The following is a 23,951-nucleotide window of genomic DNA, read 5'->3' on the forward strand; positions in this document are numbered from 1 at the left end:
ATGTCGAAGAAACTGATCCATGTGGCTGTTGGTGTAATTGAGAACTCCAACGGCCACATTTTGATTAGTCAGCGGGCTGAGCACCTCCATCAAGGTGGGTTTTGGGAGTTTCCAGGGGGTAAGGTCGAGCCCTCGGAATCAGTCCTCGTGGCGCTTGATCGAGAGCTTCAAGAAGAGCTCAATCTGCGAGTGCATGAAGCAACGCCGTTATTACAAGTCCCCTACGACTATCCCGATAAATCCGTGTTGCTTGACGTTTGGCATGTAACTGGATTTTCCGGTGAGATTCGTTCAAATGAGGGACAACCTTGGCGCTGGGTCGCGCGTCCCGATCTAATCAACTATGCTTTTCCACCGGCGAACAGCCCTATCTTGAACGCCGTTCTCGCATTGTAAGTTTGCCTAGGCCATGCTCACCGTGGTCATGGCCAATCAATCCTTAGAAATCGTCGTTGTACGGATCATTTGCTTCGGGTGGTAACTCCTCACCCGGAATTCGCTTTTCTTCACCGGCCCATTCGCCGAGATCAATAAGCTTACAGCGTTCGCTGCAAAAAGGCCGATAGGTAGAGCTTGGTGTCCAGCTGACACTTGTTTGACAGGTGGGGCATAGAACGGTGGTAATCTCTGACTTCTTTGACATGAAACTGCTCAATCAATCACAAGTAAGTTAACCCGGGCAGCGTGCAAGCTGAAATGGGACGGATTCGTTAAAGTGTATGCGTTCTTGTGTACCTTGCATACCATTGGCTTGCATAAACCGGATGGTAAATCGCTGACGATGCCCACTGACTAGCGGATAGGTTGCTAAGTCAGCATCGACCCGAATGCGCAGGAGCGATAGCTTCTCATCGTTGCTTTGCCAGCTGCCATTTTCGGCCACGTACGGTTCGAAGTCAGTCTGTTCACGCACCATTTTTAATTCCATGTGCAAGGCATGCTGTAACACGGCCAGCTGCTCAAGCCAACGCATTGCTTGGTTCATGCGTGCCGCTTCGGGTTGTTGTAACCAACGCTGAAACTCAGGTAACTCATGGTGGCATTGCCCACCCATAATCCCCATACGTTGACGCAAATTGGCAAGGAAACGATTATCGCGCAACGCATAGCCAAATTTATGCCCCTCACAAAGGGCTTGAAGGATGGTCTGTAAATCACTGTGCAGTGCTTTTAGACGTTCCTGATCAACCGCAGGGTGATTAATATACGCTTGCAGTCGGCCTTCCCGCCGCTCGAGATCTTTTATCAGATCAGCACGCACATCCGTGCGCTCTAGGAGGTCTAACAAATTAAACAAGCCACCAAAAAATAATGGGTAGCGAATCGTATCCACACACTGACATCCTGCCTCTATTTGCTTCAGCAGGGCTTCAATGCGCAGGTATACTCTTGTTTTCTCCTCAAGAGGATGCTCGTAGACGATCCAGTCCATATTCTTCTTCTTCCGCCAGTCTGCTTACATGATAGCGATTCATTGGGACTTCGCAAAGTGCAGATATTTTTCGTGTAGTTGCGATACGGTTTCGGCAAGTTGCGTGATGGGGAGCGTATTGTCGATCACATCGTCCGCCCGTGCGAGCCGTTCGGTCCGGGAGATTTGCGCTGCAATAATTGCTGCGACCTGATTTGCGTCCACACCATCGCGCGCTTGCGTTCGTGCGATTTGCTCTGATTCCGGAACATCCACCACCAAAACACGTTGGCAGAGGGTATCCAATTTATTCTCAAAAAGCAGAGGAGCAGAGAGAATCACATAACTGGACTTTGCCCGTTCAAGCGCGGCGAGCAGTTGGTCTCGAATCACCGGGTGCATAAGCGCGTTGAGTTTTGTTTTAGCATTTTCATCGCTAAAAATAAGCGCTCTTAATGCAGCACGATCGAGCTCTCCGTTCGACTTGATCATGCTATTGCCAAATTCCGCTTGGATATCCTTCAATAGCGGACTGCCCGGGGCCACAACCGAACGGGCTATGAGGTCGGCATCGACTACTTCAATGCCTAAACGAAGGAACTGATTGGTGACGGTTGTTTTCCCCGCTCCGATACCACCGGTCACGCCAACAATGTAGGGTTGCTTCACAGGTAAAGGCTCCAGTACCACTGATAAATGGCTTCACCAAAGAATAAGGCGATGCCACCTGCTACGGCAAGAAAGGGGCCAAATGGCATTGGACTTCCGGATGCATGCCGTTTCCTTAGAATCATCAAGATCCCATAGGCTGCGCCGACAAGTGAGCTCAATAGGATGATTAATGGTAGAAATTGCCAACCTAACCATGCCCCCAAGGCTGCCAAGAGCTTGAAGTCGCCATACCCCATCCCTTCCTTTTTGGTGAGTAAGAGGAATAACCAGTACACGGACCAGAGAAAAAGATAACCGGCGGCTGCACCGATAATCGCATCGGTCGGGCTGACTGGAAGCACTTGGATACTGAGCAGCAGCGCAGCCCAGATCAAGGGTAGGGTAAGCTGATCAGGAAGGAGCATATGTTCTGCATCAATCAGTGTCAGGAGTAGCAACACATACAGAAATGCCCAATAAGCGAGCGCTTCGATCGAGATCCCAAACGTCAGCACACATGCGACGGCCAGCAAACCTGTCAGACATTCGGTGACGGGGTATCGCACACTAATGCGCGCGCCACAATGACGACACTTGCCGCGAAGCGCGAGAAAACTGAGCACAGGAAGGTTGTCATACCAACGAATCGACGCAGAACACTGTGGGCACTGAGAGGCCGGGTAGGCAAGATTAAACTGAGCCTCATCCTGTGACGCTTGCCCTTGCAGAGCGGCACAATCAATACGCCATTGACGTTGAAGCATTTTGGGAAGCCGGGCGACGACCACATTCCCAAAACTGCCAAAAATAAGCCCCAAGAGCAGCGCAAAAATCCATGCGAGATGGGGGTGCTGTTGAAGAAGTTCCATCGGGTGCCTCTGTTGTGATTGTTTTGTATTTGGCAAGCCTCAAGCAAGTGAGTGCGTAACCCATGGCTTGAGAAAATCCACAGCAAATTCTTAATGTCTGCCCCCGCGTTTTAACCAAGGGCTTGCCCCAGTTGAAACAATGGCAGGTAGAGCGAAAGTAATACCACCAGTGTAATGGCACTGACGCCAATAAGCACCCCCGTCGGTAAGAAACTTAATCGTTGTTGACGTTTTGCGTGTAATGATTGGTGCAGCTGCTGGGTTACAAAGGCGAGTTGATTCGGCAGCCGACCACTTTCCTCGCCAATTCGGATTGCCTGAATGAGCTCAGGAGGAAGCGCTTGGTGTCGCTGGGTCAGGGTGAACGTCTGACCTTGCTTCAATTGATCAGCCGTGCGAGACCAATGTGTGCGCCACACAGCACTGGCACTAAATGTCGCCGTATATGTGCAAGCCTGTTGCAGCGGAACGTGACTTTTTAAGGCAAGTAGGAGCATTTGCAAGTCGCGGAGTAGGTGTGTCGTACGCCAATTGGGGCCAACCCAAGGAATTCGGTAAAGACGTTGATTGATGCGCCGTTGCTGCAACCAGTGGTCCCAATGTCCCCGAATCCAAAACAAAGTGAGAAGGCTGAGCCCAGCACTTATCAGAATGCCCTGCAAAACGCGAATGTCGTTGAGCGCCATAACCCACTGGGTGAGCGCCGGTAATGGAGTATTTAGTTGCGAAAAGACGTCTGCAAATCGAGGCAGTAAGAATGCAATCATGCCTACCAGCATAAGCACCGCCATACTGAACACGGTGATTGGATAGCGCAGTGCAGCCTGCACGGCCTCGCGTTCCTCATGCTGATGAGTCATGGTGGTATACACATGCGTGAGTACTTCAGGAAGCCGTCCTGTTTGCTCGCCGATCCCGACCCAAACACTGAGCGTCGGTGGAAACGTGGATTGATGTCGTAATGCGTGCTCCAGCGTGTCGCCCTGAGCAAGTTGCTTTTGAATATGTGAGGTGGCATTCGCCATCGCCTGATCAGTGCTGGATTGATGGAGATAGCCCCATGCACCGTGTTGGTCAATGCCCGCTTCGAGCAATTCCTTCCAGCGATGCAAAAACGTCAAAATCCGCCGCATTCGATGCCGTTTTGAGCGGGATTCGTTGGGTAACCGTGTAAGGCGTCGCACAATCAGCTGGTGACGGATAAGGTGTTGTTTCGCGCGGTTCAGGCTCGGTGCTTTACATAGCCCATTCGTCGGCCCGTCGCGAGGGCATATCGCTTCCCACTGAAACCAGAATTGTTTCATGACCCGAGCTCAAGAACGTACTGACGCTGGGCTGTCTCTGCGGCATTCCCATAGGCCGGAACGTCTTTCCACGATTCGAGCTGAGCGGGTCCACCGAGCAGGGCTTCGGCAAATGCGCCGTCCCCCTCACACAGGGTAAATACACCTTGTCGCCGGCCCTGAATGACGTGTAAGCGTTGATTAATCAGTAGATTTAAGCACGCCGCGAGTTGGTAACGCTCAACACCCAGTTGCTGTAATCGGACGACCGCACTGAGTGGATGGCTTGCATGAAGTGTTGCTAGCACGAGATGCCCGGTTTGGGCGGCTTGGCATGCAATATGCGCGGTTTCCGCATCGCGTATTTCCCCTATCATCAGGACATCAGGGTCTTGCCGCAGCATGGCACGCAGGGCAACGGCAAAATCCATTCCAACTGCCGTACGAATCGGGACTTGATTGATTCCCGTCAGGGCAATCTCGACCGGATCTTCTACGGTACTGATATTTAGCTTCTGGGTATCGAGGGTTTGCAGCATGGCGTAGAGTGTTCGGGTTTTTCCACTGCCCGTGGGTCCGGTGACCAGAATTAAGCCCTCACTTCGAGTAAGGTTGCTGCGAATGCGCTGAAGCTGTGGCGGCATTAGCCCCAGTGCAGTAAGCGGCAGCGCACGTTCTCCGCGGACTTGCAAACGGAGCACAATTTTCTCTCCATGCAAGGTGGCCAGGGTGTTGAGACGACAGTCGACTTCGAGGGTCGCACCGCTGACCCGCAGTCGGCCGTCCTGAGGTAGACGTCGTTCGGTGGTATCCATCCCCGCAGCCGTTTTGAGTGCGGCGATTATTCGTGTGGCCTGGGCCGGCGTGAGTCGGCTGCGCCGGATTAATTTTCCAAGCACACGTCCTCGCCAGTAAGCCCCTTCGGGAAAGACTTCCAAATGGAGGTCGGAGCATCCATCGTGTGCCGCTGAGCAAATAAAATCGACCAAATCACGGCTCAGTTGGGCTGACATACTAGAGACCTCCCGCACAATGGGGAATTCGCATCGCACTATCATGTAACGCGACAAAATCGGAGCAATTCACTTGCCACTGAAGTTGTGCGGCGGAGGCAGCAGGCCGGACTTCGACAATGAGTGGCTCACCGGATCGGTCGCGCACGTCCAGTGTCGCTCGCACACTGCCCGCCGTGGTTCCCGCGCCCAATGCGGAGAGCCCAACAGGAAGAGGGCTTTCAACCGCAGGAATGCCTCGTTGACCAAAAGAAGAACAGGAAGAAAGGGTTCCTTCCATTTGCCAACATAAATTGATTGCGGTTTGCCATGGCTGTAATCCCAAGAGCGCCGTGCCCGCCCGAGCGCGCATGGTGTAATCGGTGTAAGCAGGAATTGCGATCGAACTGAGAATCGCAATGATTGCCACCACGATCATTAACTCAACGAGATTGAATCCCCGGATTTGAGAAGCATAAGATTGCATGGAAGCCCTCCGTGGCCCATGAAAGTGTTCTCTTAGGGTGGAGGGAAGACGCAAAAATCACAAGGTAAGCGGTCCGCGATCAGTTATCGCGGACAGATTTATCAATACGTTTCGCCTGTTAATGTCCCGATGGGCGAGTCATCACACGCAAGGAGAGGTCGATGGCCCGTACATGCTTGGTCAGGGCGCCCGAAGAGATAAAGTCGACCCCCGTAGCCGCGTAGTCGGCGAGTTGATCGGGGGTCACATTCCCCGAAACCTCGAGTTTTGCTTGCCCACGGGTTAGGGCGACTGCACGACGAATCATCTCCATGCTGAAGTTGTCGAGCATGATAATGTCCGCACCCGCTTGGAGCGCTTGTTGCAACTCCTCAAGATTCTCGGTCTCTACTTCAACGGGACGATCCGGATGCGCGCGACGTGCTTCCTGTACGGCTGATGCGATACCACCGCAGGCTGCGATATGGTTCTCTTTAATCAAATAGGCATCAAATAGACCCATCCGGTGATTCATCCCACCCCCACAATAGACGGCATATTTTTGGGCGATCCGAAGTCCTGGAATTGTCTTTCGCGTATCCAATAACTGGGTTGAGGTACCCGATAGATGTGCCACAGCATCTGCAACAACGGTGCTGGTGGCCGACAATGTCTGAACGAAATTCATGGCCGTTCGCTCGCCAGTAAGAATAGCCCGCGCTGGCCCCGAGAGTGTGCATAGTGGTTGATTCGGCTGAATCCTATCTCCATCACTCACCTGCCAGTCGATTTGAACCGTACCTCCGAGCTGACGAAACACTTCATCGAGCCATGCCCGACCACAAAATATGCCTGCTTCCCGGGTAATTAGCGTTGCGTTGGCATGCTGGTCTGCAGGAATGAGCGCTGCCGTAATGTCGTCGTCTGGGTTGGCTGTTTGGTCGAGGTAGCCACACAGATCCTCGGCGAGGGCTTGGCGAACTTGTTGGGGAATGGCCGCGTGCAATGCTTCCATCATAGCAAAGGGGGGGCGGATGCTCATGCCAACACGCTCCTTGAGTTTGGTTTTGTATGGGGTTTACTGACGAATCGTTAAAACGCCGTCGCGCTGCGTGAATTCTAACGCGCGAAGGGCACTCATGCCCAGCAGAATGTGACTGCTGTCATAATCAGGAACAATAGTGGCAGCGACATTGTAGAGGCGAATCTCACCAAATGTCAGCACGTCGATCTCCGTTTGATAGGCGGTAGCAATACCACTTGCGGTGCGGACTTGGACCCGTTGACCGCGTGTCACACCGAGTCGGTTTTCCAAGCGGCCCGGGATAGCGACTTGAGTCGCCCCAGTATCCAACAGGAAGGATACGTCGTAGCCATTGATGGTGCCATTTGCGAGGTAATGCCCCGCACGATTCTGTTGCAGCTCGACCACCGCGGTGTTTCCTTCAGTCCACGATTGAACCCGCTGATTTGGATTTTGCTGACGTCCCAAGTAAGAATCGAAAAAGAGGTACAGCACACCAAAAATAGCGATCCACGCGATAAACGCGAAGCGTTTGCCGATCGTGCGTGTGCTATCGTCGGAAGGCATCTCAGAGCGCATTCCCGTATCCTCTTACTCGCTTCTGTGGTACAACATTATCATACTTCAATTACTGACAGATGGCTGTTTTCGTTCATTTTGTTCAATAGCGACGTGAACAAAAGCTGATGAGAGAAGGACTGATGTGTGGCTGATATCCGGATCATCCAACACCGCTGCGAAGGGGTTTCTTTTTACCCCTCGCCTCATGCGGACGAGCGCCCCTCGGGCGAAGCCGTTCGCTTGTTAGTAGTGCACAATATCTCATTGCCCCCCGGTGAGTTTGGGACCCCATACGTAACAGATTTGTTCCTTGGTACCCTCGATTGCGATGCACATCCTTATTTTGAACAGCTGCGCGAGCTGCGAGTTTCTGCCCATGCGTTCATTCGTCGGACCGGGGAGATTATCCAGTATGTCGACTTTAATCGGCGTGCTTGGCACGCAGGTGTCTCCGAATGGCAAGGACAATCACGCTGCAATGACTTCGCGATCGGCATAGAACTTGAGGGAACCGATCACACCCCCTACACTAAAGAGCAATATCATACACTTGCTGCATTGACCGTCGCCTTGCAATCGGCCTATCCAGCAATCACCGCCGACCACATTGTCGGCCATGAAGACATCGCGCCAGGACGAAAAACAGATCCCGGCCCGGCATTTGATTGGGAATATTATCGGCAGCAAATTGCTGCGCTTACCGAAAAGGATGGTAAATAAGCTATGGTCGTGTTGTCCTTATTGATTGCGTTGATATTAGAGCGCCTGCGCATCACGTCAGAAAACTGGCGGCTAGAACCAACGGTTGCTCGGTGGGACGAATGGCTCACAGAGCATGAACAGATCGGTCCCTGGCGGAAACATGATTTATTGGGCCCCCTGTTGCTCATCTCACCCGCAATTTTACTGGCTGTCCTGTTACTGTTTTCACAAAGTTACCTCGCGTTGCTGATCGTCAATGTCCTCGTGTTATCGCTGGCCATTGGTTGTCGGCCTCAACGCGCTGCCTTACGTCAGTTCTTGCTCGCAGCCAACCGGGGCGACCAAGAAAGCCGTGAAGAGCACGCGAAAGCCTTACACTACGTTGACGACGAAGAACTCACCATAGGGCAGCAATTAATCTGGCTAAACTTCCGTTATTACTTTGCGGTTGCGTTCTGGTTTGCCATTCTCGGTGCCGCCGGCGCACTCGCCTATGTGCTTCTTCGCGCCCGCGCCAATGAAGTGCAAAAGCTACTAGCCTGGGTTGAATGGCTACCTTTACGCGCCGCCGGGTTCGGCTTTCTCTTGGTGGGGCATTTCTCCCGCGCGATGCCTGTCTGGGTGAAATCCCTAACACGCGGCATTGAACATCCGCCACGGATTCTCGGCGAGATCGCCCAAGCGGCCGAAGAAGTTCATGCAGATGAGGATGACCATACCTCCGAGCCCGATGCCATGGTGAATTTGGCGCGTCGGAATGTGATTTTGTTGTTGGTGGTTGTAGCAGTAGCCACACTCTTCGGCTGGGCCCTTTGATCTATGGCTTGTCGGAACTCCTTGATGGTGGCGTTGAAATCGAAGCTCAATCGGTGCATAGCGTGTGGTTCCGGTCTGAATAAAGCCAACGCAAAGGGCGCTTGTTTGGTGGTCGGTCCACGGGGGCTAGTCATTCGCTTGGGTTGGGGCTATAATGGTCGTCATCGGTAAATTGGTAAGACCAATTTACAGAAGCATGGCGAACTGAATATGAGCTCGATTGAACGGATAGCACATACCAAATTGTCGGACATGATTGTCAGCCAGATGGAGCGGATGATCGTGGACGGAACCTGGGCGGCAGGTGAACGACTCCCCGCGGAGCGTGAACTTGCAGTCCGTTTTGCTGTGTCTCGTCCGTCGTTACGTGAAGCGATTCAAAAACTCGAAGCCAAAGGATTACTCACCCGCCGACAAGGGGGTGGAACCTACGTGCGAGGGGGACTTGCCACCGAAGTGACAGACCCACTGTTTGAGCTTTTGGCGCGGCATCCTGAATCTCAGTTTGATCTCCTCGAATTTCGTCATGCTTTAGAAGGCGTTTCTGCTTTTTACGCTGCAATGCGTGGTACAGATACTGACTTACAGCGTATCGAACACAGCTTTGCTGCAATTCAACAGGTTCGGACTGAATCCGTTGAAGCGCAAGCAGACGCCCTGATGACCTTTTATACCAGTATCGCAGAAGCGTCCCACAATGTGGTGTTGCTCCATTTGGTGCGCGGTATGCGAGGCTTGTTGCAACAGAATATGCGAAGGAACTTGGAAGTTTTGCTCGAGCGCAGTGATGTGCGTGACCAACTCCATATCCATCGCAAAGCAATTGTCGATGCAATCAGTGCAAGGGAGCCAGAACAAGCGCGGGATGCCTGTCACGCGCATTTGGCCTATATTGAACGGACCTTATTACAGATCAATCGGGAACACACACGTTTGCAGCGCTCGCTGCGACGCAATGAACCCTGAACTCCCATGGAGATGTAAGGAAAGATTATGGCAGAACTTCATCAAACAGATATTGATCAGCAAGAAACGCAAGAGTGGATTGATGCCCTCGAAGCGGTGCTCGATGCCGAGGGCCCAGAGCGCGCGCATTTTATTCTTGAGCAGCTGATCGATAAAGCGCGTCGCAGTGGAGCGTATTTACCCTATCAGCCGACCACCGCTTACTTGAACACAATTCCTGTGAGCCAAGAGCCTGTCATGCCAGGTGACCACACATTGGAAGCACGAATTCGAGCGGCAATCCGTTGGAATGCGTTGGCGATGGTACTGCGTGCATCAAAGAAAGAGTTGGAATTGGGTGGCCACATCTCAAGCTTTGCATCATCTGCGATGCTTTACGATATTGGTTTCAATCATTTCTTCCGCGCTCCGACCGAACAAGACGGCGGCGATTTCTTGTTTATTCAAGGCCATGCTTCCCCAGGTATCTATGCGCGTGCGTTCCTTGAAGGGCGTGTGACTGAGGCGCAACTCGATAAATTCCGTCAAGAAGTCGATGGGGAAGGGCTTTCCTCATACCCACATCCCAAACTGATGCCCGATTTTTGGCAATTCCCCACGGTATCAATGGGACTTGGGCCAATGCAGGCAATTTACACCGCGCGTTTCCTGAAATATCTCACTGATCGCGGTATTAAAGATTGTTCGAACCAACGGGTCTATTGCTTCTTGGGTGACGGTGAAGTCGATGAGCCGGAAAGTTTGGGTGCCATTGGTATGGCGAGCCGTGAAGGACTCGATAATTTGACCTTCATTGTGAACTGTAACCTGCAACGCTTGGATGGCCCAGTTCGCGGAAATGGAAAAATCATCCAAGAACTCGAAGGCACCTTCCGTGGCGCTGGTTGGGAAGTCATCAAAGTCATTTGGGGTCGGTACTGGGACCCACTTCTGTATCGGGATACGGACGGCAAACTCGCGGAGATCATGCAAGATAGCGTGGATGGCGAGTATCAGAATTACAAAGCGAAAGGTGGTGCGTACACCCGTGAGCATTTCTTTGGTAAAACCGAAGAAACCAAAGCGATGGTGGCCAACTTATCCGATGAAGACATTTGGCGCCTCAACCGCGGTGGTCATGATCCAGTGAAGGTGTATGCTGCCTATCATAAGGCCGTCAATACCAAAGGCCGTCCGCAAGTCATCCTTGCGAAGACTGTCAAAGGCTACGGTATGGGCACGGCAGGCGAAGGAAAGAACGTCGCTCACCAAGTGAAGAAAATGGACATGGATGCGATCAAGCATTTCCGTGACCGTTTTAATATCCCAATCAAAGACAGCGAGCTTGAGGACATCCCATACTACAAGTTTGAGGATGATAGCGAAGAGCTCAAATATTTGCGTGAGCGCCGTGAGAAGCTTGGCGGCTTTATGCCGGTGCGTCGTGCAGAAACCGATAAGGAACTGGAAGTCCCAGGCCTGAAAGCATTCGAAGCGGTATTGAAGGGCTCGGGAGACCGAGAAATCTCCACTACGATGGCCTTTGTGCGTGTCCTGACGGCCATGTTGAAAGACAAAAAAGTTGGGCAACGTGTTGTTCCCATTATTCCTGATGAAGCACGAACCTTTGGTATGGAAGGTCTGTTCCGTCAAGTGGGTATTTACTCGTCACAAGGGCAGAAATATACCCCGCAAGATGCCGATCAGGTGGCTTATTACCGGGAAGATAAGAAAGGTCAAGTGCTGCAAGAAGGGATCAACGAACTGGGAGCCATGGCTTCGTGGGTTGCGGCAGGAACGAGCTATTCATCGAACAACGAGCCGATGATTCCTGTTTACATCTACTACTCTATGTTTGGTTTCCAGCGCGTGGGTGATCTGGTCTGGGCCGCGGGTGACAGCCAAGCGCGCGGTTTCCTGATTGGTGGCACCGCCGGCCGAACCACGCTGAATGGTGAAGGTCTGCAGCACCAAGATGGTCACAGCCATTTGCATTTCGGAACCGTTCCGAACTGCATTACCTATGATCCAACGTTTGGATACGAAGTTGCGGTAATTGTTCAGGACGGAATGCGTCGGATGTTCGCGGAACAGGAAAATGTGTTCTATTACATCACCGTTATGAACGAAAACTACAAGCAACCAGAAATGCCTGAAGGCGTGGAAGAGGGCATCTTACGCGGTATCTACAAGCTGGATGAAGTGAAAGCCAAGAGTGGCAAAACCAAGGCAAAAGGCGAGGTTCGTCTCCTCGGTTCAGGTACCATTCTCAATGAGGTGCGTAAAGCGGCACAGATCCTGGCAGATGACTTTGATATCCAAGCGACCGTATTTAGTGCGACATCCTTCAACGAGCTGGCGCGGGATGGATTGGATGTCGAGCGTTACAACATGCTGAACCCGACGAAGAAAGAGAAACGGGCGTTCATTACCGAAGTGCTAGAGCAAGGCAATGGTCCAGTGATTGCAGCGACAGACTATATGAAGCTGTATGCAGACCAAGTTCGCGCTTGGGTCCCTGGGGCATATCGTGTCCTCGGAACCGATGGATTTGGACGTTCGGATAGTCGTGAAAACCTGCGTCGTCACTTTGAAGTGAATGCGGAGTATGTCGTGGTAGCCGCCCTGAGCGAGCTTGCCAAAGCGGGCGATATCGATAAGAAAGTGGTGGCAAAAGCTATCAAAGATTACGGTATCGATGTTGAGAAAGTAAACCCACTGTACGCGTAAGGAGCGACTCATGGCAGATGCAAAAGAAGTAAAAGTTCCCGATGTCGGTGGGGAAAGCATTGAGGTCATCGAAGTTCTGGTCAGTGAAGGGGATTCGGTTGAAGCCGAGGACTCGTTGGTGACTGTGGAAAGTGATAAGGCTTCGATGGATATTCCAGCGCCTTTCGCTGGAAAAATTAAGAGTCTCAAAGTTAGTGTCGGCGACAAGATTAGCGAGGGTGATTTGCTCGCGCTGATCGAGGCCGCAGAAAGTGATTCTTCCGACGACAGCAAGGAAGAAACATCGTCCGATGATCAGCAGGACGAGGCGGATTCTCAATCGAAAAAGGACGAGTCGAAGAAAGACGAACCGAAAGACGAAAAGCAGTCCGCTGAGAAATCTGCGGATACGGACAAGAAGCCGAAGAAATCATCCGGTGCATCGGAAGTGATTGACGTGAAAGTGCCTGATATCGGTGATTCCGGTGAAGTGGACGTGATCGAGGTCTTGGTTGCAGAGGGTGATGAAGTTGCAGAAGAAGACGGCTTGATCACGCTTGAAACGGACAAGGCGACGATGGACGTGCCGAGTCCGAAAGCTGGTAAAGTAAAGTCGCTCAAGGTGAAAGTGGGTGACAAGGTCAGCGAAGGAAGTCTGGTACTCGAGCTTGAGATTGCGGGTGCGGATGACGATGCGGACGATTCAGACGACACGCGTGAAGCGTCGGAGAGTGAACAACAAGCGTCGAGTGAGAAAGCTGAGAAGCGCGATGAGAGCTCATCTGAAAGTCGGAGCGAGCGCCGTGACCCACCGGTCCCTGATCACCCGCTCGGTAAAAAAGGCAAAGCTGCTGGGTTAGCCCATGCGTCGCCTGCTGTGCGTCGAGTCGCCCGGGAGTTTGGGGTGGATCTGAGTCAGGTAAAAGGCTCTGGTCCCAAAGGACGTATTCTAAAAGAAGACGTCCAAGAATACGTGAAATATGAACTCTCGCGTCCGAAAGCGTCTGCTGCGGCAAACACAGGCGGAACCGGTGGCTTGCAAGTGATTGCGCCACCGAAGGTCGATTTTAGTAAGTTTGGTGATGTTGAAGAAGTCGAATTGACACGTATTCAACGCATATCAGGTCCTAACTTGCATCGTAACTGGGTCACGATTCCTCATGTGACTCAGTTTGATGAAGCCGATATTACTGAGCTCGAAGCGTTCCGGAAGGGCGAAAACGAACAGCTGGCCAAACGTAAGGCAGATGTGAAATTTACGCCGCTGGTCTTTATCATGAAGGCGGTGGCAAAAGCGTTGCAAGAGTTTCCAGTGTTTAACTCTTCGTTGCATGAAGACGGCGAGCGTCTAATCCTGAAGAAGTATGTGCATATTGGAATTGCGGTCGATACGCCAAACGGATTGGTCGTTCCGGTTATTCGTGATGTCGACAAGAAAGGCATCATTGAGCTGTCTCGAGAGTTAACTGATGTCAGCCTTCGTGCACGGGACGGCAAGTTGAAAGCAGCCGATATGCAGGGTGGTTGCTTCTCAATTTCGAGCCTGGGCGGGATTGGCGGTACCGCATTCACACCAATCGTAAATGCGCCTGAAGTGGCTATCTTGGGTGTCTCAAAGAGTGATATCAAGCCCATCTGGAACGGCAAAGAGTTTGAGCCGCGCCTGATGTTGCCTCTGAGCCTGTCCTACGACCATCGTGTGATTGACGGGGCGTTGGCGGCGCGGTTCACTGTGTATTTGAGCAGCGTTTTGTCAGATATTCGGAAAATCATTCTCTAAACAAGACGTACCGAGGAAATCTCGGTACAATATTGCGCGAAAATTGACGCGCCATGCTCCGGTAGCAGCGAGCATTAACGGATAGGGGTAATCATGAGCAACGAAATTAAAACCCAGGTTGTGGTCTTAGGTGCCGGCCCTGGTGGATACTCAGCAGCGTTCCGTGCTGCAGACTTAGGTTTGGATGTCGTTCTAGTTGAGCGCTACAGCACCTTAGGTGGTGTGTGCTTAAACGTGGGCTGTATTCCTTCAAAAGCGCTGCTGCATTTGGCAAAGCACATCGAAGATGCGAAGCACTTGAATGATGCGGGTGTCAGTTTCGGTGAAGCGAAAATCGATCTCGACAAAGTGCGCGAGCACAAAAATAAAGTCATCGGTCAATTGACGGGTGGACTGAGCCAAATGAGTAAGATGCGGAAAGTCCAAGTGGTCACCGGTAAAGGTGAGTTTACTGGCTCGAATGAACTGAAAGTATCGGGCGACAAAGAGACCGTCATCAAGTTTGAGCATGCAATTATTGCTGCGGGTTCTCAGCCGGTTGAGTTGCCATTTATTCCGCATGATGATGAGCGTGTTTGGGACTCAACGGATGCGCTCGAGCTACCGTTCGTACCGAAGAAGATGTTGGTTCTTGGTGGCGGCATCATCGGTTTGGAAATGGGTTGTGTCTATAAGGCATTGGGCTCCAGCCTTGATGTCGTTGAGTTTATGGATCAACTAATTCCTGCGGCCGACAAAGACATTATCAAAGTCTTCACGAAGGAGATGAGCTCGAAGTTCGAGAACATCATGCTGGAAACCAAAGTAACCGCTGTGGAAGCGAAGAAAGATGGTATCCATGTCACGTTCGAAGGTAAAAATGCACCTGAGAAGCCCGTGAAATACGACGCGGTCTTGGTCGCGGTTGGTCGGACACCAAACGGGAAGAAACTGGGTGCAGAGAAAGCCGGCGTTAATGTGACAGACAAAGGCTTTATTGAAGTAGACAAGCAAATGCGCACCAACGTGAAGCACATCTTCGCAATCGGTGACATTGTTGGTCAACCGATGCTGGCGCATAAAGCGGTCCATGAAGGTCATGTTGCCGCTGAAGTGATTGCGGGCAAGAAGCACTACTTTGATCCGAAGGTGATTCCATCAATTGCCTATACAGATCCAGAAGTTGCATGGGCTGGCTTGACAGAGAAAGAAGCGAAAGAGCAAGGCCTGAACTATGAAGCCGTGACCTTCCCATGGTCTGCATCGGGCCGAGCAATTGCATCAGGCGCGACGAACGGGTTTACCAAGTTGTTGTTTGATAAAGACAATGACCGCATCATTGGTGGTGCTATGGTTGGCTCCCATGCAGGTGAATTGTTGGGCGAAGTGTGCCTTGCGATCGAAATGGGTGCAGATGCGGAAGATATCGCGTTGACCATTCACGCACACCCGACCTTGCATGAATCGGTCGGTTTGGCGGCGGAAATTTACGAAGGTTCTATTACCGATTTGCCAAACAAGAAAGCCAAGAAAAAATAAGTAGTTTGCATAGAAAAGCCAGTGGGCAGTCATGTCCACTGGCTTTTTTTATGGCTGAAAAATTGTAACAAATTGTCATTTCACCTTGTGCTTATTGTTATGGGTTGTTAACTTCCCTTGGTCTAATGATTATTAAGAATAAGGGGACTTTATTATGTCAGGACGGCATTATCTTCGCGGTTTATTGGTAGCAATTGCCGCACTCGTACTAGCAGGCTGTAACACCACCGGCAATCAAGTCGCAAGCTCAACGGTGCTCACACCGGAGCGTGTGTCAATTCCAGAGTATCTCGTCTTTCTTGATGAGCTTGAAGGCTCAATCTCCGAGGGTGAACCTCGCGAACTAAACGAGCGCGAGCTTGACCAGTTTAAATATCTGAAAGGGCGTTTAGTGACTCTCATCGGAGACCGAGAAGATATCGAACAAATGGAGCGTTATGAACAGGAACGCTTGTTCAATCTCCATCAACGTTTGCAAACTGTGGTCATTGGCGATCCGTCACAGCAAGTGATTTGTCGTCGTGAGCAGAGCATTGGTTCGAACCTGCGTCAAACACGCTGCATGACCCGTGCCCAAGCGGACGCAGAACGCGATTATGCCTCTCGCTTCTTTAATGACATGGTCGATAGCGGGATGACGCCTTTGCCGGCAGGCAACTAAAGAAAGAGGCAGGCAACTAAAGAAAGAGGCAGGCAACGAAGTCAGCCGTAACGAATTGCGACCTCATCTCTCTGAAACCCGGCTTTATGCCGGGTTTCTCATATTTGGCGTTGGTCAAAACGATCCTTTCAAGCCGAATTCTGGTATAATCCACATCCTTACATCGCCGTTCGTTTTTACCTATCGAGAGTGTATTGATGAGTGACTCTGCATCTACCCGGCTTCTGACTCGCGCTGCGGAAACAAAACTACCGACTCCTTTTGCGGAATTTCGCTTGGTGGGTTTTGTCGATCGTGCAGGCAAGGAACATGTGGCATTGGTGCTGGGCGATGTCACCACAGATACGCCGGTCTTGGCGCGGGTTCATTCCGAATGCTTGACCGGCGACGCGTTATTCTCTCAGCGCTGTGATTGTGGCCCGCAGTTAGAGGCGGCGATGCGCAAAGTTGCCCAAGCAGGGCGCGGGGTAATCGCTTACCTGCGGCAAGAGGGGCGTGGAATTGGCCTGATTAATAAAATAAGAGCCTACGCGGAACAAGACAAAGGATTAGACACCGTCGAAGCCAACGAAATTCTTGGCTTTGCCCCGGATGCGCGTGAATACGATATTGCCGCGGATATGTTCGCCCAACTGGGGGTAAAGTCCATTCGTCTAATGACCAACAATCCAAAGAAAATTGCGGCGTTGCGAGAGCTCGGCGTTGATGTGGTGGAACGAATCCCGCATCGTACGGAAGGGACACCGCACAACGAAAATTACCTCAAGACGAAGTCGCAAAAATTTGGGCATATGCTTTAAAAACGACTCCAACCGTTAAAAACCGACGAATCCCCGCACTTTTATGGCTGCCCCTTTGCGAAATAGGGGCAGAACGCTTAGAATCGATCCGTTTTACATTCTACTAACATTTGGGCACGCTGCGTGCTCAAACCTTATGAAGACGGAGTGATCTATGAAGAGAATTTCTATCGTCGCCGCAAGCGTCGCGCTCGCGCTTGGTTTAGCCGCGTGTTCACCTGCGCCCCAGCAAGGTGCTGAGGAACCGCAAGCGCAAGCAGAACAACAGCAGTTACACTCAGGCTTGATGCTCGAAGATTTTGATATGAGCGTGCGCCCTCAAGATGATCTATTCATGTTCGTTAACGGGACGTGGTACGAGACGACCGAAATTCCTTCCGACCGCCCAACTTACGGAGCTTTCAATATGTTGGCGGAAGAGAACGAACGCCGATTGCGCCGTATTATCGAAGACGCCAAGGGCAGCTCACATGAAGCGGGTTCCAACGAGCAGAAAATTGGTGATTTTTACGCCAGTTTTATGGACGAAGACCGAATTGAATCACTGGGTGTGACGCCAATTGAAGGATTTATCGCGCAAATTCAAGCCGTGCAAAGCCATGCGGAAATGACATCCCTCATGGGTGAATTACGCCAAATTGGTGTCGGCGGTCCGTTTGGCTACTACGTCTGGGCTGACGCGCGGAATCCAGATTACTATGCGCTCTATCTGAATCAAGGTGGACTGGGTCTTCCTGACCGAGACTACTATTTCCGAGATAGTGAAGACTTCCAGAAGATTCGGGAAGCCTATGTGCAATACATCACCGATATGTTGACGGTGATCGGTCATGAGAATGCAGCGGATGCTGCAGAACGCATTTATGCCTTGGAAGAGAAGTTAGCAGAAGCAAGCTGGACTCGCGCTGAAAGCCGCGATGCCGAGGCAACCTACAATAAGAAATCTTTCGCGGAAGTCGAGGAAATGCTGGCCAGCTTTGATCTTGCAACCTTCGCGCAAAGTGCGGGCATTACGGCAGCAGACGAGATGATTGTGCGTATGCCTTCATTCTTTGAAGCATTCGGTGAGCTCTACGGAGCAACCGAGCTGGAAACCTGGCAAGATTACATGCAGCTGCGCCTTGCTGGCACATTCGCATCGCGCTTAAGCAGTGATATTGCGGATATCCAATTTGGTTTCTATTCTACCACTCTGAATGGAGTTCCCGAGCAGCAAGAACGTTGGAAGCGAGGCGTTCAAGCCGTGAATGGCGCGCTCGGTGAAGTGCTTGGCCAAGAATATGTCGCCCGTTACTTCCCACCTGAAGCCAAAGCTCGCATGGGTGAATTGATTGATAACTTGTTGATTGCTTTCGAAGAGTCCATTCGCGAACTTGAGTGGATGACGGATGAAACGAAGGAACTAGCGCTCGATAAGTTGGCAAAGTTTACACCAAAAATCGGCTATCCGAATCAGTGGAAAGACTACTCGGCGCTGACCGTCGCCGCCGATGATTTGATAGGTAATACGGTTCGTGCGAGCCAGTTTGCCTACCAGGATAGCATGGCTGATATTGGGCAGCCGGTTGATCGTGAGCGCTGGGGAATGACGCCGCAGACGGTGAATGCCTATTACAGTCCAACCGCGAATGAAATCGTTTTCCCAGCCGGTATCCTTCAGCCGCCGTTCTTTGATATGAACGCAGATGACGCCGTGAATTATGGCGGAATTGGCGCGGTAATCGGCCACGAAATTGGACACGGTTTCGATGATCAAGGGTCGCGTTATGATGGCGATGGCAATCTGCGCAATTGGTGGACCGATGAAGACCGCGCGCAGTTTGAAGCGCGTGCGGATATTCTGGTCGAGCAATATAGTCGCTTCGAACCACTCCCTGGGCTCAATGTTGATGGACGAGTCTCGTTAGGTGAAAACATCGGGGACCACGTTGGCTTGCTCAGCGCATTCCGTGCTTACCAGAACTCACTCGGTGGTGAGCCATCACCTGTGATGGATGGTTTCACCGGTGAACAACGTTTCTTCTTGAGTTGGGCGCAGATCTGGAAAATTAAGTTCCGTGATGATGCGATGCGTGCGCAATTAGCACGTGGACCTCATGCACCTGGAAAGTACCGTGCGCTTGGTGCGCCGCGGAATATCCCTGGGTTCTATGAGGCCTTTAATGTGCAAGAGGGAGACGGAATGTACCTTCCACCCGAAGAGCGCGTTATCCTCTGGTAATCAGGTTTACGGCGCCTCGTTTTCGAGGCGCTGGATCTCCTTCCATAAGGCATCTGCCTGCGCCGATAACTCCGAGTGTAGGCGGATGTCTCCATTACGTTGTGCATTCATGGATTTCTCTTGGATCTGAGCGAGCTGTTTCCGCAACGCTTTGGTCGGATTCTTTTTAAACAAGCCAAACATATTGATGTCCTCTTTAATGGCTGAATGTTTTTGTGGCAGCGGTACTAATTGTCCTCATCATCACAGACCCCTTTTAGAAGCAGCGGGAACTGACGAAACTTTCGTCCTTCCTCTGAATCCTCAAGAATCCAACGGGCAATTTCCTGTGGGTCGTCTGTGACGGCTAAAACATATTGAAAGCGTTTGAGTGCATTTCGCGCGGCTTTTGGTAAGTGTGGTTGTGCTTCGTAGTGAGTCACATTATCCCGAATGACCGAAATTTTCTCAGGCTGAGCCTGTAAACAGGCAAGTGCACGCTCGATGTATTGCAGCGTTGACGTCGCCGTATGTCGTTGCCGACGTGGACGGGGACTGCGATGTCGAATGAAATCGTAACGGGTTTGACTCATGGGGTACCGCTTTCGTGTATTCTGAAATCAATACGTGGATTTCACTCAGTTGTATCATGCATTGACCCTTAAAAGGAGCAGATACGTAGTGGATTGCTAACAGGAGATCGAAAGGAAATCAGCGAATGAGGCATTGGATGAAAATATCACTCGGACTGCTTGTGTTGGCGCTGGTCAGTTTTGGATTGATGAGCGGCTGTTCGACCCCCGCAGTCAGAACTGACACACAACGCCCTGCGCACCATACTGACGATGGCTTCCAGAACCCGCACCTACCGCCGTTTGACAAGAACGTATTTTCCTATTGGCGCATGCGCTTGTTTGATGGATACGAATGGGCCGACCAATCGGCCGAGGTTGACCAGCTTCCGATTGTAACGCTAGACCCTGAGCCGCTGCGAGGGCCCCAGTCGAAACTGCAAATCAGTTGGCTTGGCCATGCGAGCTTTTTAGTCCAGTATCATGATGTAAATGTACTCACAGACCCAATTTTCTCTCGTCGCGCATCTCCTGTGAATTTCGCGGGTCCGGTCCGTCATGTTCCAGCGGCCTTGCAGGTGGATGAGCTCCCGCGTATCGACTATGTGGTCATCTCGCACAATCATTACGAGCATTTAGATATTCGAAGTATTCAAGCGCTTGGCAATGAACCCATGTACCTTGTGCCGCTCGGCCTGAAGTCTTGGTTTGAGCGTGCGGGTATCTCTTCAGATCGCGTGAGAGAACTCGATTGGTGGGAGTTCGAGGCCTTCGAGCACAATGCCCAGAGCGTCACGATTACGGCAACACCAAGTCAACACTGGTCGGCCCGAACACTGTTTGATCGCAATCACTCATTGTGGGCGGCGTGGCACATCGATCTTGATGGACATAGCGTTTGGTTTGCGGGCGATACAGGTTACAACACGCATCAATTTCGTGCAGTACCTGCACGTCTCAACCGCGTGTCGGTTGCCTTACTACCGATCGGCGCCTATGAGCCGCGGTCCTTTATGAAGGAGCAACATGTAAACCCGGAGGAGGCTGTGTTGATGCATCAAGACTTGCGAGCCTGCCAAAGCATTGCAATGCACTGGGGTACATTTCCGCTCTCTGCCGAAGGGTTGCTACAACCGGTCCATGCGTTGCGTGAGGCAAAAGAATTGCATCAGGTGAGTTCGGATGAATTTCAGGTGTTTGCTATTGGAGAACGACGTCAATATGCCGATGACTTTTGCCAAAGCTAAGCCCTGTTTTGCGACATAAAAAAACGCAGAACCCGATAAAAGGTTCTGCGTTTTGTTTGTTACGCTGCGCGAATTAGGCTTTCATCGCGCGCTCAATCAGCATCCGTACATATTCATGGTGCTGTGAAGCAGCCACATCAGAACGACGGGGTGCCCGCATCAGCTTGATGCGATTCAATTCGGCCACCGCAGCAGATTTACTCAGGTTGTCGTATTGCGATCCCCCCTCAAAGCCAGCAATGCTAATGAGCCGGTTCACATACTCAATCTGCAAGTTCTTGGCAGTGGTGGTCAATGGTTTATCACGCTGGAATACGGCGTCCGTTAGATCCTGCATAACCTCTTGCAGTGGATACGCATTGCCATAACGGGTGCTGTCCGTGATCCGCTGCATGACAAATGGGTGCAGAACATGGTTTAGCACGTTGCTTTGCATGCCCAAGACCATGGTGTGGAACGCTGGATCTTCGTTTTGTCCCCAGTGCCCGAACCCGCGACGTTGCTGTTGCATGTAGGCAAGCACTGGCTCCATTGAGCTCATTGCATCGGGTGCGAACACATAGTCACGCAGCACGCGCATTGCTTGTTTTTGCTCTTCGCGTGAAACGGGTGTAAATGGCTTCACATCATTTGCTTGGCCAACCACGGCTCGTTCCACATGAACGCCCCCAATTTGGCGTGAAACCACACCGGCCTGACTGGCGTAATGACCTGCTAAGCGCATTGCGGAGGTCCGAACGCGCTGGTGTGAACGTCCGTCAACCCGCGCGCGCTCGAGCAGCTCACCTAACGTATGATTTACCGTCACAAATCGGTCACGCGCATAGGCCACTGGATTCGAAGACATATCGCCGATCATTACGCGCGGGTCAATGTGTCGTCCCGGCGCGCGCATATCATCCGCATCGTTACCAAATGCCAACTCATGCTCATGGGAACGGCTTAGGATAGACTCTAAGCGAGCTTCTTCGGCTTCAGCATCATCTAAGCCGACGCTGTAGCCAAATTCAATCGCCCAAATATCGTACGGACCGACCACGTATTGATAGAAGTCACCTTGTGGAGTACCGGGAGGTGCAATATTGACCGGTGCATAATCCATGACCGACCCAGTCAAAACGCCCTGAGTTAATTCTGCATCATGAACTTGCTTCTCATCCCATAAGATCGAGGCTTTCATGTTGTGGTTGAGGCCTAATGTGTGACCGACTTCGTGCAGAATAACGTGAATGAGTGCCTGACGAAGCAGCTCATTGTTGTCCATGTCTTCACCCTCAAGTAGGCCTGACATGGCACCACCGGCAATCAGATCCGTGTGGATCTTGTGCCCTTGTGAACAATACAGAGCGTTGTCGTGGGCATGTGAATGACTTTCCCCATAGAGTTGGTCCTCAATCCACCGATTACTCATGTAGACGTATTCCATCATGATATCAGCGGCAATAATTTGTCCCGTCAATGGGTGGGCAATGGATGGTCCATAGCCACCAAATGGAGGACGTGGCGAGGAGGTCCAACGGATCACGTTGTAATTAATATCGCCCGAGTCCCATTCAGCATCATCCGGTTGAATCCGAACTTCAATGGCGTTTTTAAAACCAGCCGCCTCAAATGCTTTATTCCAACCTAAGACACCTTCGGCTACGGTGTCACGCCACTCCTCTGGGGTGGTGTTCTCGATCCACCAGACGATAGGCTCAACTGGCTCAGATAACTCTGCGTCAGGGTCTTTTTTTACCAAATGCCAGCGATTGATGACATCGTTGAATGGAGCCCAGTCGGCACTGGTCATGTTGTCAAACTGCTGGGTGAAATATCCGACGCGCGCATCGTCACGACGCGGCTGAAAATCGTTTTCTGGAACAGCAATAAACGAGTGTTGAAGCTTAATGCTGATTGAGCGTGGATCCGTGATGGCTGATGAACCCCAGACCGTTGGGTTCTGATTATTGAAGACATAATCAACGATCACGTCCATGTTGTCAGGGTACACACGTTTGTTGACGATACGGCTTTGTTCTTTATTGAGATTTCCCAACGAGAACGCTGGTCCCGACTGACCCGGGTTTGCCCACGGTGTGACTCGGTGCAGGGCTTCGCTCAAAAACAAATCTTGCGCATTCAAAAGAATGCGGCCGTCTTCTTCTACCCGAATGCGTAAGCTTGCGAGCACGGCTTCGCTAATGTTTGCATCCGAAGCGCGTGATAGCGCTGAATCTGGATCAAACTGGAAGCGGTCATTTCGGGTTACGATGTCAATGCGATTGAAGTAGCGACGAAATTCAATCAGTTTCGTTTCCCGGTAATTACCACGGAAATGACCGGCTTCGACCACACCATCTGCGGTGGTTGCAAAGTAGATAAATGGCGTGTCGAGCTGACTTTCGTCAATCGAAAGCATGAGCTCGCCCGTCTCGGTATTTTGATAAAAATTAAACAATCCCTGATGGGCTGTAAGATCTTTCACATAATCTGCGTAGGACTTTTCGTCATTGTTGCCATTTTCAGGTGGCGTATCCGCAAACGCAGGGCCAGCGAGCAGCAAGCACAGGATACTGCTGGCAAGGAGTGTTTTTTTCATTGTGGCTTCCTTGGTGTTGTGGGGGCACACGACACAATTCATGTGTGAGCGTGTCTAAATTACGCTCTGATTCTAGCGAGTGCAGGGGGTAAAAGACAAAACGAAAACGTAAAAAAATGTGTTTTTGCGGTAAATTGACCGCTATTGTTGGCTAATTGCATTC

At 51.4% G+C, this 23,951-nt stretch carries 23 protein-coding genes; 11 read left to right on the top strand and 12 right to left on the bottom strand.

Annotation, left to right across the window (positions count from 1 at the left end; translation table 11 throughout):
- On the top strand, positions 1-396 hold the full coding sequence (gene mutT, locus CWE11_RS06515; RefSeq protein WP_126776802.1) for an 8-oxo-dGTP diphosphatase MutT: 396 nt from the start codon (positions 1-3) through the stop codon (positions 394-396).
- A 43-nt stretch (positions 397-439) separates the two neighbouring features.
- On the opposite strand, the gene yacG is transcribed toward mutT, so the two are convergent.
- The 9 genes from yacG to CWE11_RS06560 form a co-directional block, all read right to left on the bottom strand.
- Positions 440-643 (bottom strand): DNA gyrase inhibitor YacG, encoded by a 204-nt coding sequence (gene yacG, locus CWE11_RS06520; RefSeq protein WP_126776803.1) that lies wholly within the window; start codon positions 641-643, stop codon positions 440-442.
- A 27-nt stretch (positions 644-670) separates the two neighbouring features.
- Positions 671-1,432, bottom strand: coding sequence for a cell division protein ZapD (locus CWE11_RS06525; RefSeq protein WP_126776804.1), 762 nt, complete (start codon positions 1,430-1,432; stop codon positions 671-673).
- Positions 1,433-1,471: 39 nt separating this feature from the next.
- Positions 1,472-2,080 carry a dephospho-CoA kinase gene (coaE, locus tag CWE11_RS06530; protein ID WP_126776805.1) on the bottom strand — a complete coding sequence of 203 codons (609 nt, stop codon included), beginning with the start codon at positions 2,078-2,080 and terminating at the stop codon, positions 1,472-1,474.
- A complete protein-coding gene (locus tag CWE11_RS06535; RefSeq protein ID WP_126776806.1) occupies positions 2,077-2,931 on the bottom strand; it encodes a prepilin peptidase in 855 nt (284 codons plus the stop codon). Before CWE11_RS06535 ends, coaE begins: the two co-directional genes overlap by 4 nt.
- Positions 2,932-3,041: 110 nt before the next feature.
- A complete protein-coding gene (locus tag CWE11_RS06540) occupies positions 3,042-4,235 on the bottom strand; it encodes a type II secretion system F family protein (RefSeq protein ID WP_126776807.1) in 1,194 nt (397 codons plus the stop codon).
- Positions 4,232-5,227 (bottom strand): GspE/PulE family protein, encoded by a 996-nt coding sequence (locus CWE11_RS06545; protein ID WP_157981310.1) that lies wholly within the window; start codon positions 5,225-5,227, stop codon positions 4,232-4,234. The genes CWE11_RS06540 and CWE11_RS06545 overlap by 4 nt, the downstream gene beginning before the upstream one ends.
- A 1-nt stretch (position 5,228) precedes the next feature.
- Positions 5,229-5,693, bottom strand: coding sequence for a pilin (locus CWE11_RS12215; protein WP_126776809.1), 465 nt, complete (start codon positions 5,691-5,693; stop codon positions 5,229-5,231).
- Positions 5,694-5,811: 118 nt separating this feature from the next.
- Positions 5,812-6,714 carry a carboxylating nicotinate-nucleotide diphosphorylase gene (gene nadC, locus CWE11_RS06555; protein ID WP_126776810.1) on the bottom strand — a complete coding sequence of 301 codons (903 nt, stop codon included), beginning with the start codon at positions 6,712-6,714 and terminating at the stop codon, positions 5,812-5,814.
- A gap of 36 nt (positions 6,715-6,750) precedes the next feature.
- Entirely contained in the window at positions 6,751-7,275 is a 525-nt protein-coding gene (locus CWE11_RS06560) for a retropepsin-like aspartic protease family protein (protein WP_241971746.1), read from the bottom strand.
- A 135-nt stretch (positions 7,276-7,410) separates the two neighbouring features.
- On the opposite strand from CWE11_RS06560, the gene ampD reads away from it, so the two are divergent.
- The 9 genes from ampD to CWE11_RS06605 all read left to right on the top strand — a co-directional run bounded on the left by ampD (position 7,411) and on the right by CWE11_RS06605 (position 19,409).
- Positions 7,411-7,977 carry a 1,6-anhydro-N-acetylmuramyl-L-alanine amidase AmpD gene (ampD, locus tag CWE11_RS06565; protein WP_126776877.1) on the top strand — a complete coding sequence of 189 codons (567 nt, stop codon included), beginning with the start codon at positions 7,411-7,413 and terminating at the stop codon, positions 7,975-7,977.
- 3 nt (positions 7,978-7,980) lie between these two features.
- A complete protein-coding gene (ampE, locus tag CWE11_RS06570; RefSeq protein WP_126776811.1) occupies positions 7,981-8,775 on the top strand; it encodes a regulatory signaling modulator protein AmpE in 795 nt (264 codons plus the stop codon).
- 210 nt (positions 8,776-8,985) lie between these two features.
- Positions 8,986-9,741: a pyruvate dehydrogenase complex transcriptional repressor PdhR gene (pdhR, locus tag CWE11_RS06575; RefSeq protein ID WP_126776812.1), complete on the top strand. Its 756-nt coding sequence runs from the start codon at positions 8,986-8,988 to the stop codon at positions 9,739-9,741.
- Between the two features lie 27 nt (positions 9,742-9,768).
- The gene (gene aceE / locus CWE11_RS06580; RefSeq protein WP_126776813.1) at positions 9,769-12,450 is read left to right on the top strand and encodes a pyruvate dehydrogenase (acetyl-transferring), homodimeric type; all 2,682 of its coding nucleotides are present in this window, start codon (positions 9,769-9,771) and stop codon (positions 12,448-12,450) included.
- Between the two features lie 10 nt (positions 12,451-12,460).
- Positions 12,461-14,209 carry a dihydrolipoyllysine-residue acetyltransferase gene (gene aceF / locus CWE11_RS06585; protein WP_126776814.1) on the top strand — a complete coding sequence of 583 codons (1,749 nt, stop codon included), beginning with the start codon at positions 12,461-12,463 and terminating at the stop codon, positions 14,207-14,209.
- A 93-nt stretch (positions 14,210-14,302) separates the two neighbouring features.
- Positions 14,303-15,727, top strand: a complete 1,425-nt coding sequence (gene lpdA, locus CWE11_RS06590) for a dihydrolipoyl dehydrogenase (protein WP_126776815.1) — start codon at positions 14,303-14,305, stop codon at positions 15,725-15,727.
- A gap of 154 nt (positions 15,728-15,881) precedes the next feature.
- The gene (locus tag CWE11_RS06595) at positions 15,882-16,388 is read left to right on the top strand and encodes a hypothetical protein (RefSeq protein ID WP_126776816.1); all 507 of its coding nucleotides are present in this window, start codon (positions 15,882-15,884) and stop codon (positions 16,386-16,388) included.
- A gap of 197 nt (positions 16,389-16,585) precedes the next feature.
- Positions 16,586-17,188 (top strand): GTP cyclohydrolase II, encoded by a 603-nt coding sequence (gene ribA, locus CWE11_RS06600; protein WP_126776817.1) that lies wholly within the window; start codon positions 16,586-16,588, stop codon positions 17,186-17,188.
- 154 nt (positions 17,189-17,342) lie between these two features.
- Entirely contained in the window at positions 17,343-19,409 is a 2,067-nt protein-coding gene (locus CWE11_RS06605) for a M13 family metallopeptidase (RefSeq protein ID WP_126776818.1), read from the top strand.
- 6 nt (positions 19,410-19,415) lie between these two features.
- On the opposite strand, the gene CWE11_RS06610 is transcribed toward CWE11_RS06605, so the two are convergent.
- Together CWE11_RS06610 and CWE11_RS06615 are read right to left on the bottom strand one after the other, a co-directional pair.
- Complete coding sequence (locus CWE11_RS06610; protein ID WP_126776819.1) at positions 19,416-19,592, bottom strand: DUF6435 family protein; 177 nt, start codon at positions 19,590-19,592, stop codon at positions 19,416-19,418.
- Positions 19,593-19,636: 44 nt separating this feature from the next.
- Complete coding sequence (locus CWE11_RS06615) at positions 19,637-19,981, bottom strand: hypothetical protein (protein WP_126776820.1); 345 nt, start codon at positions 19,979-19,981, stop codon at positions 19,637-19,639.
- A 137-nt stretch (positions 19,982-20,118) separates the two neighbouring features.
- Here CWE11_RS06615 and CWE11_RS06620 point away from each other — a divergent pair, with 137 nt between their 5' ends.
- Positions 20,119-21,207 (top strand): MBL fold metallo-hydrolase, encoded by a 1,089-nt coding sequence (locus tag CWE11_RS06620; protein ID WP_157981311.1) that lies wholly within the window; start codon positions 20,119-20,121, stop codon positions 21,205-21,207.
- A 73-nt stretch (positions 21,208-21,280) separates the two neighbouring features.
- Here the strand turns inward: CWE11_RS06620 and CWE11_RS06625 are convergent, their stop codons facing one another.
- A complete protein-coding gene (locus CWE11_RS06625; protein WP_126776822.1) occupies positions 21,281-23,788 on the bottom strand; it encodes a zinc-dependent metalloprotease in 2,508 nt (835 codons plus the stop codon).
- Between the last annotated feature and the right edge of the window lie 163 nt (positions 23,789-23,951).

The organism is Aliidiomarina sanyensis (assembly GCF_003987175.1).
In the GTDB taxonomy this organism is placed as follows: domain Bacteria; phylum Pseudomonadota; class Gammaproteobacteria; order Enterobacterales; family Alteromonadaceae; genus Aliidiomarina; species Aliidiomarina sanyensis.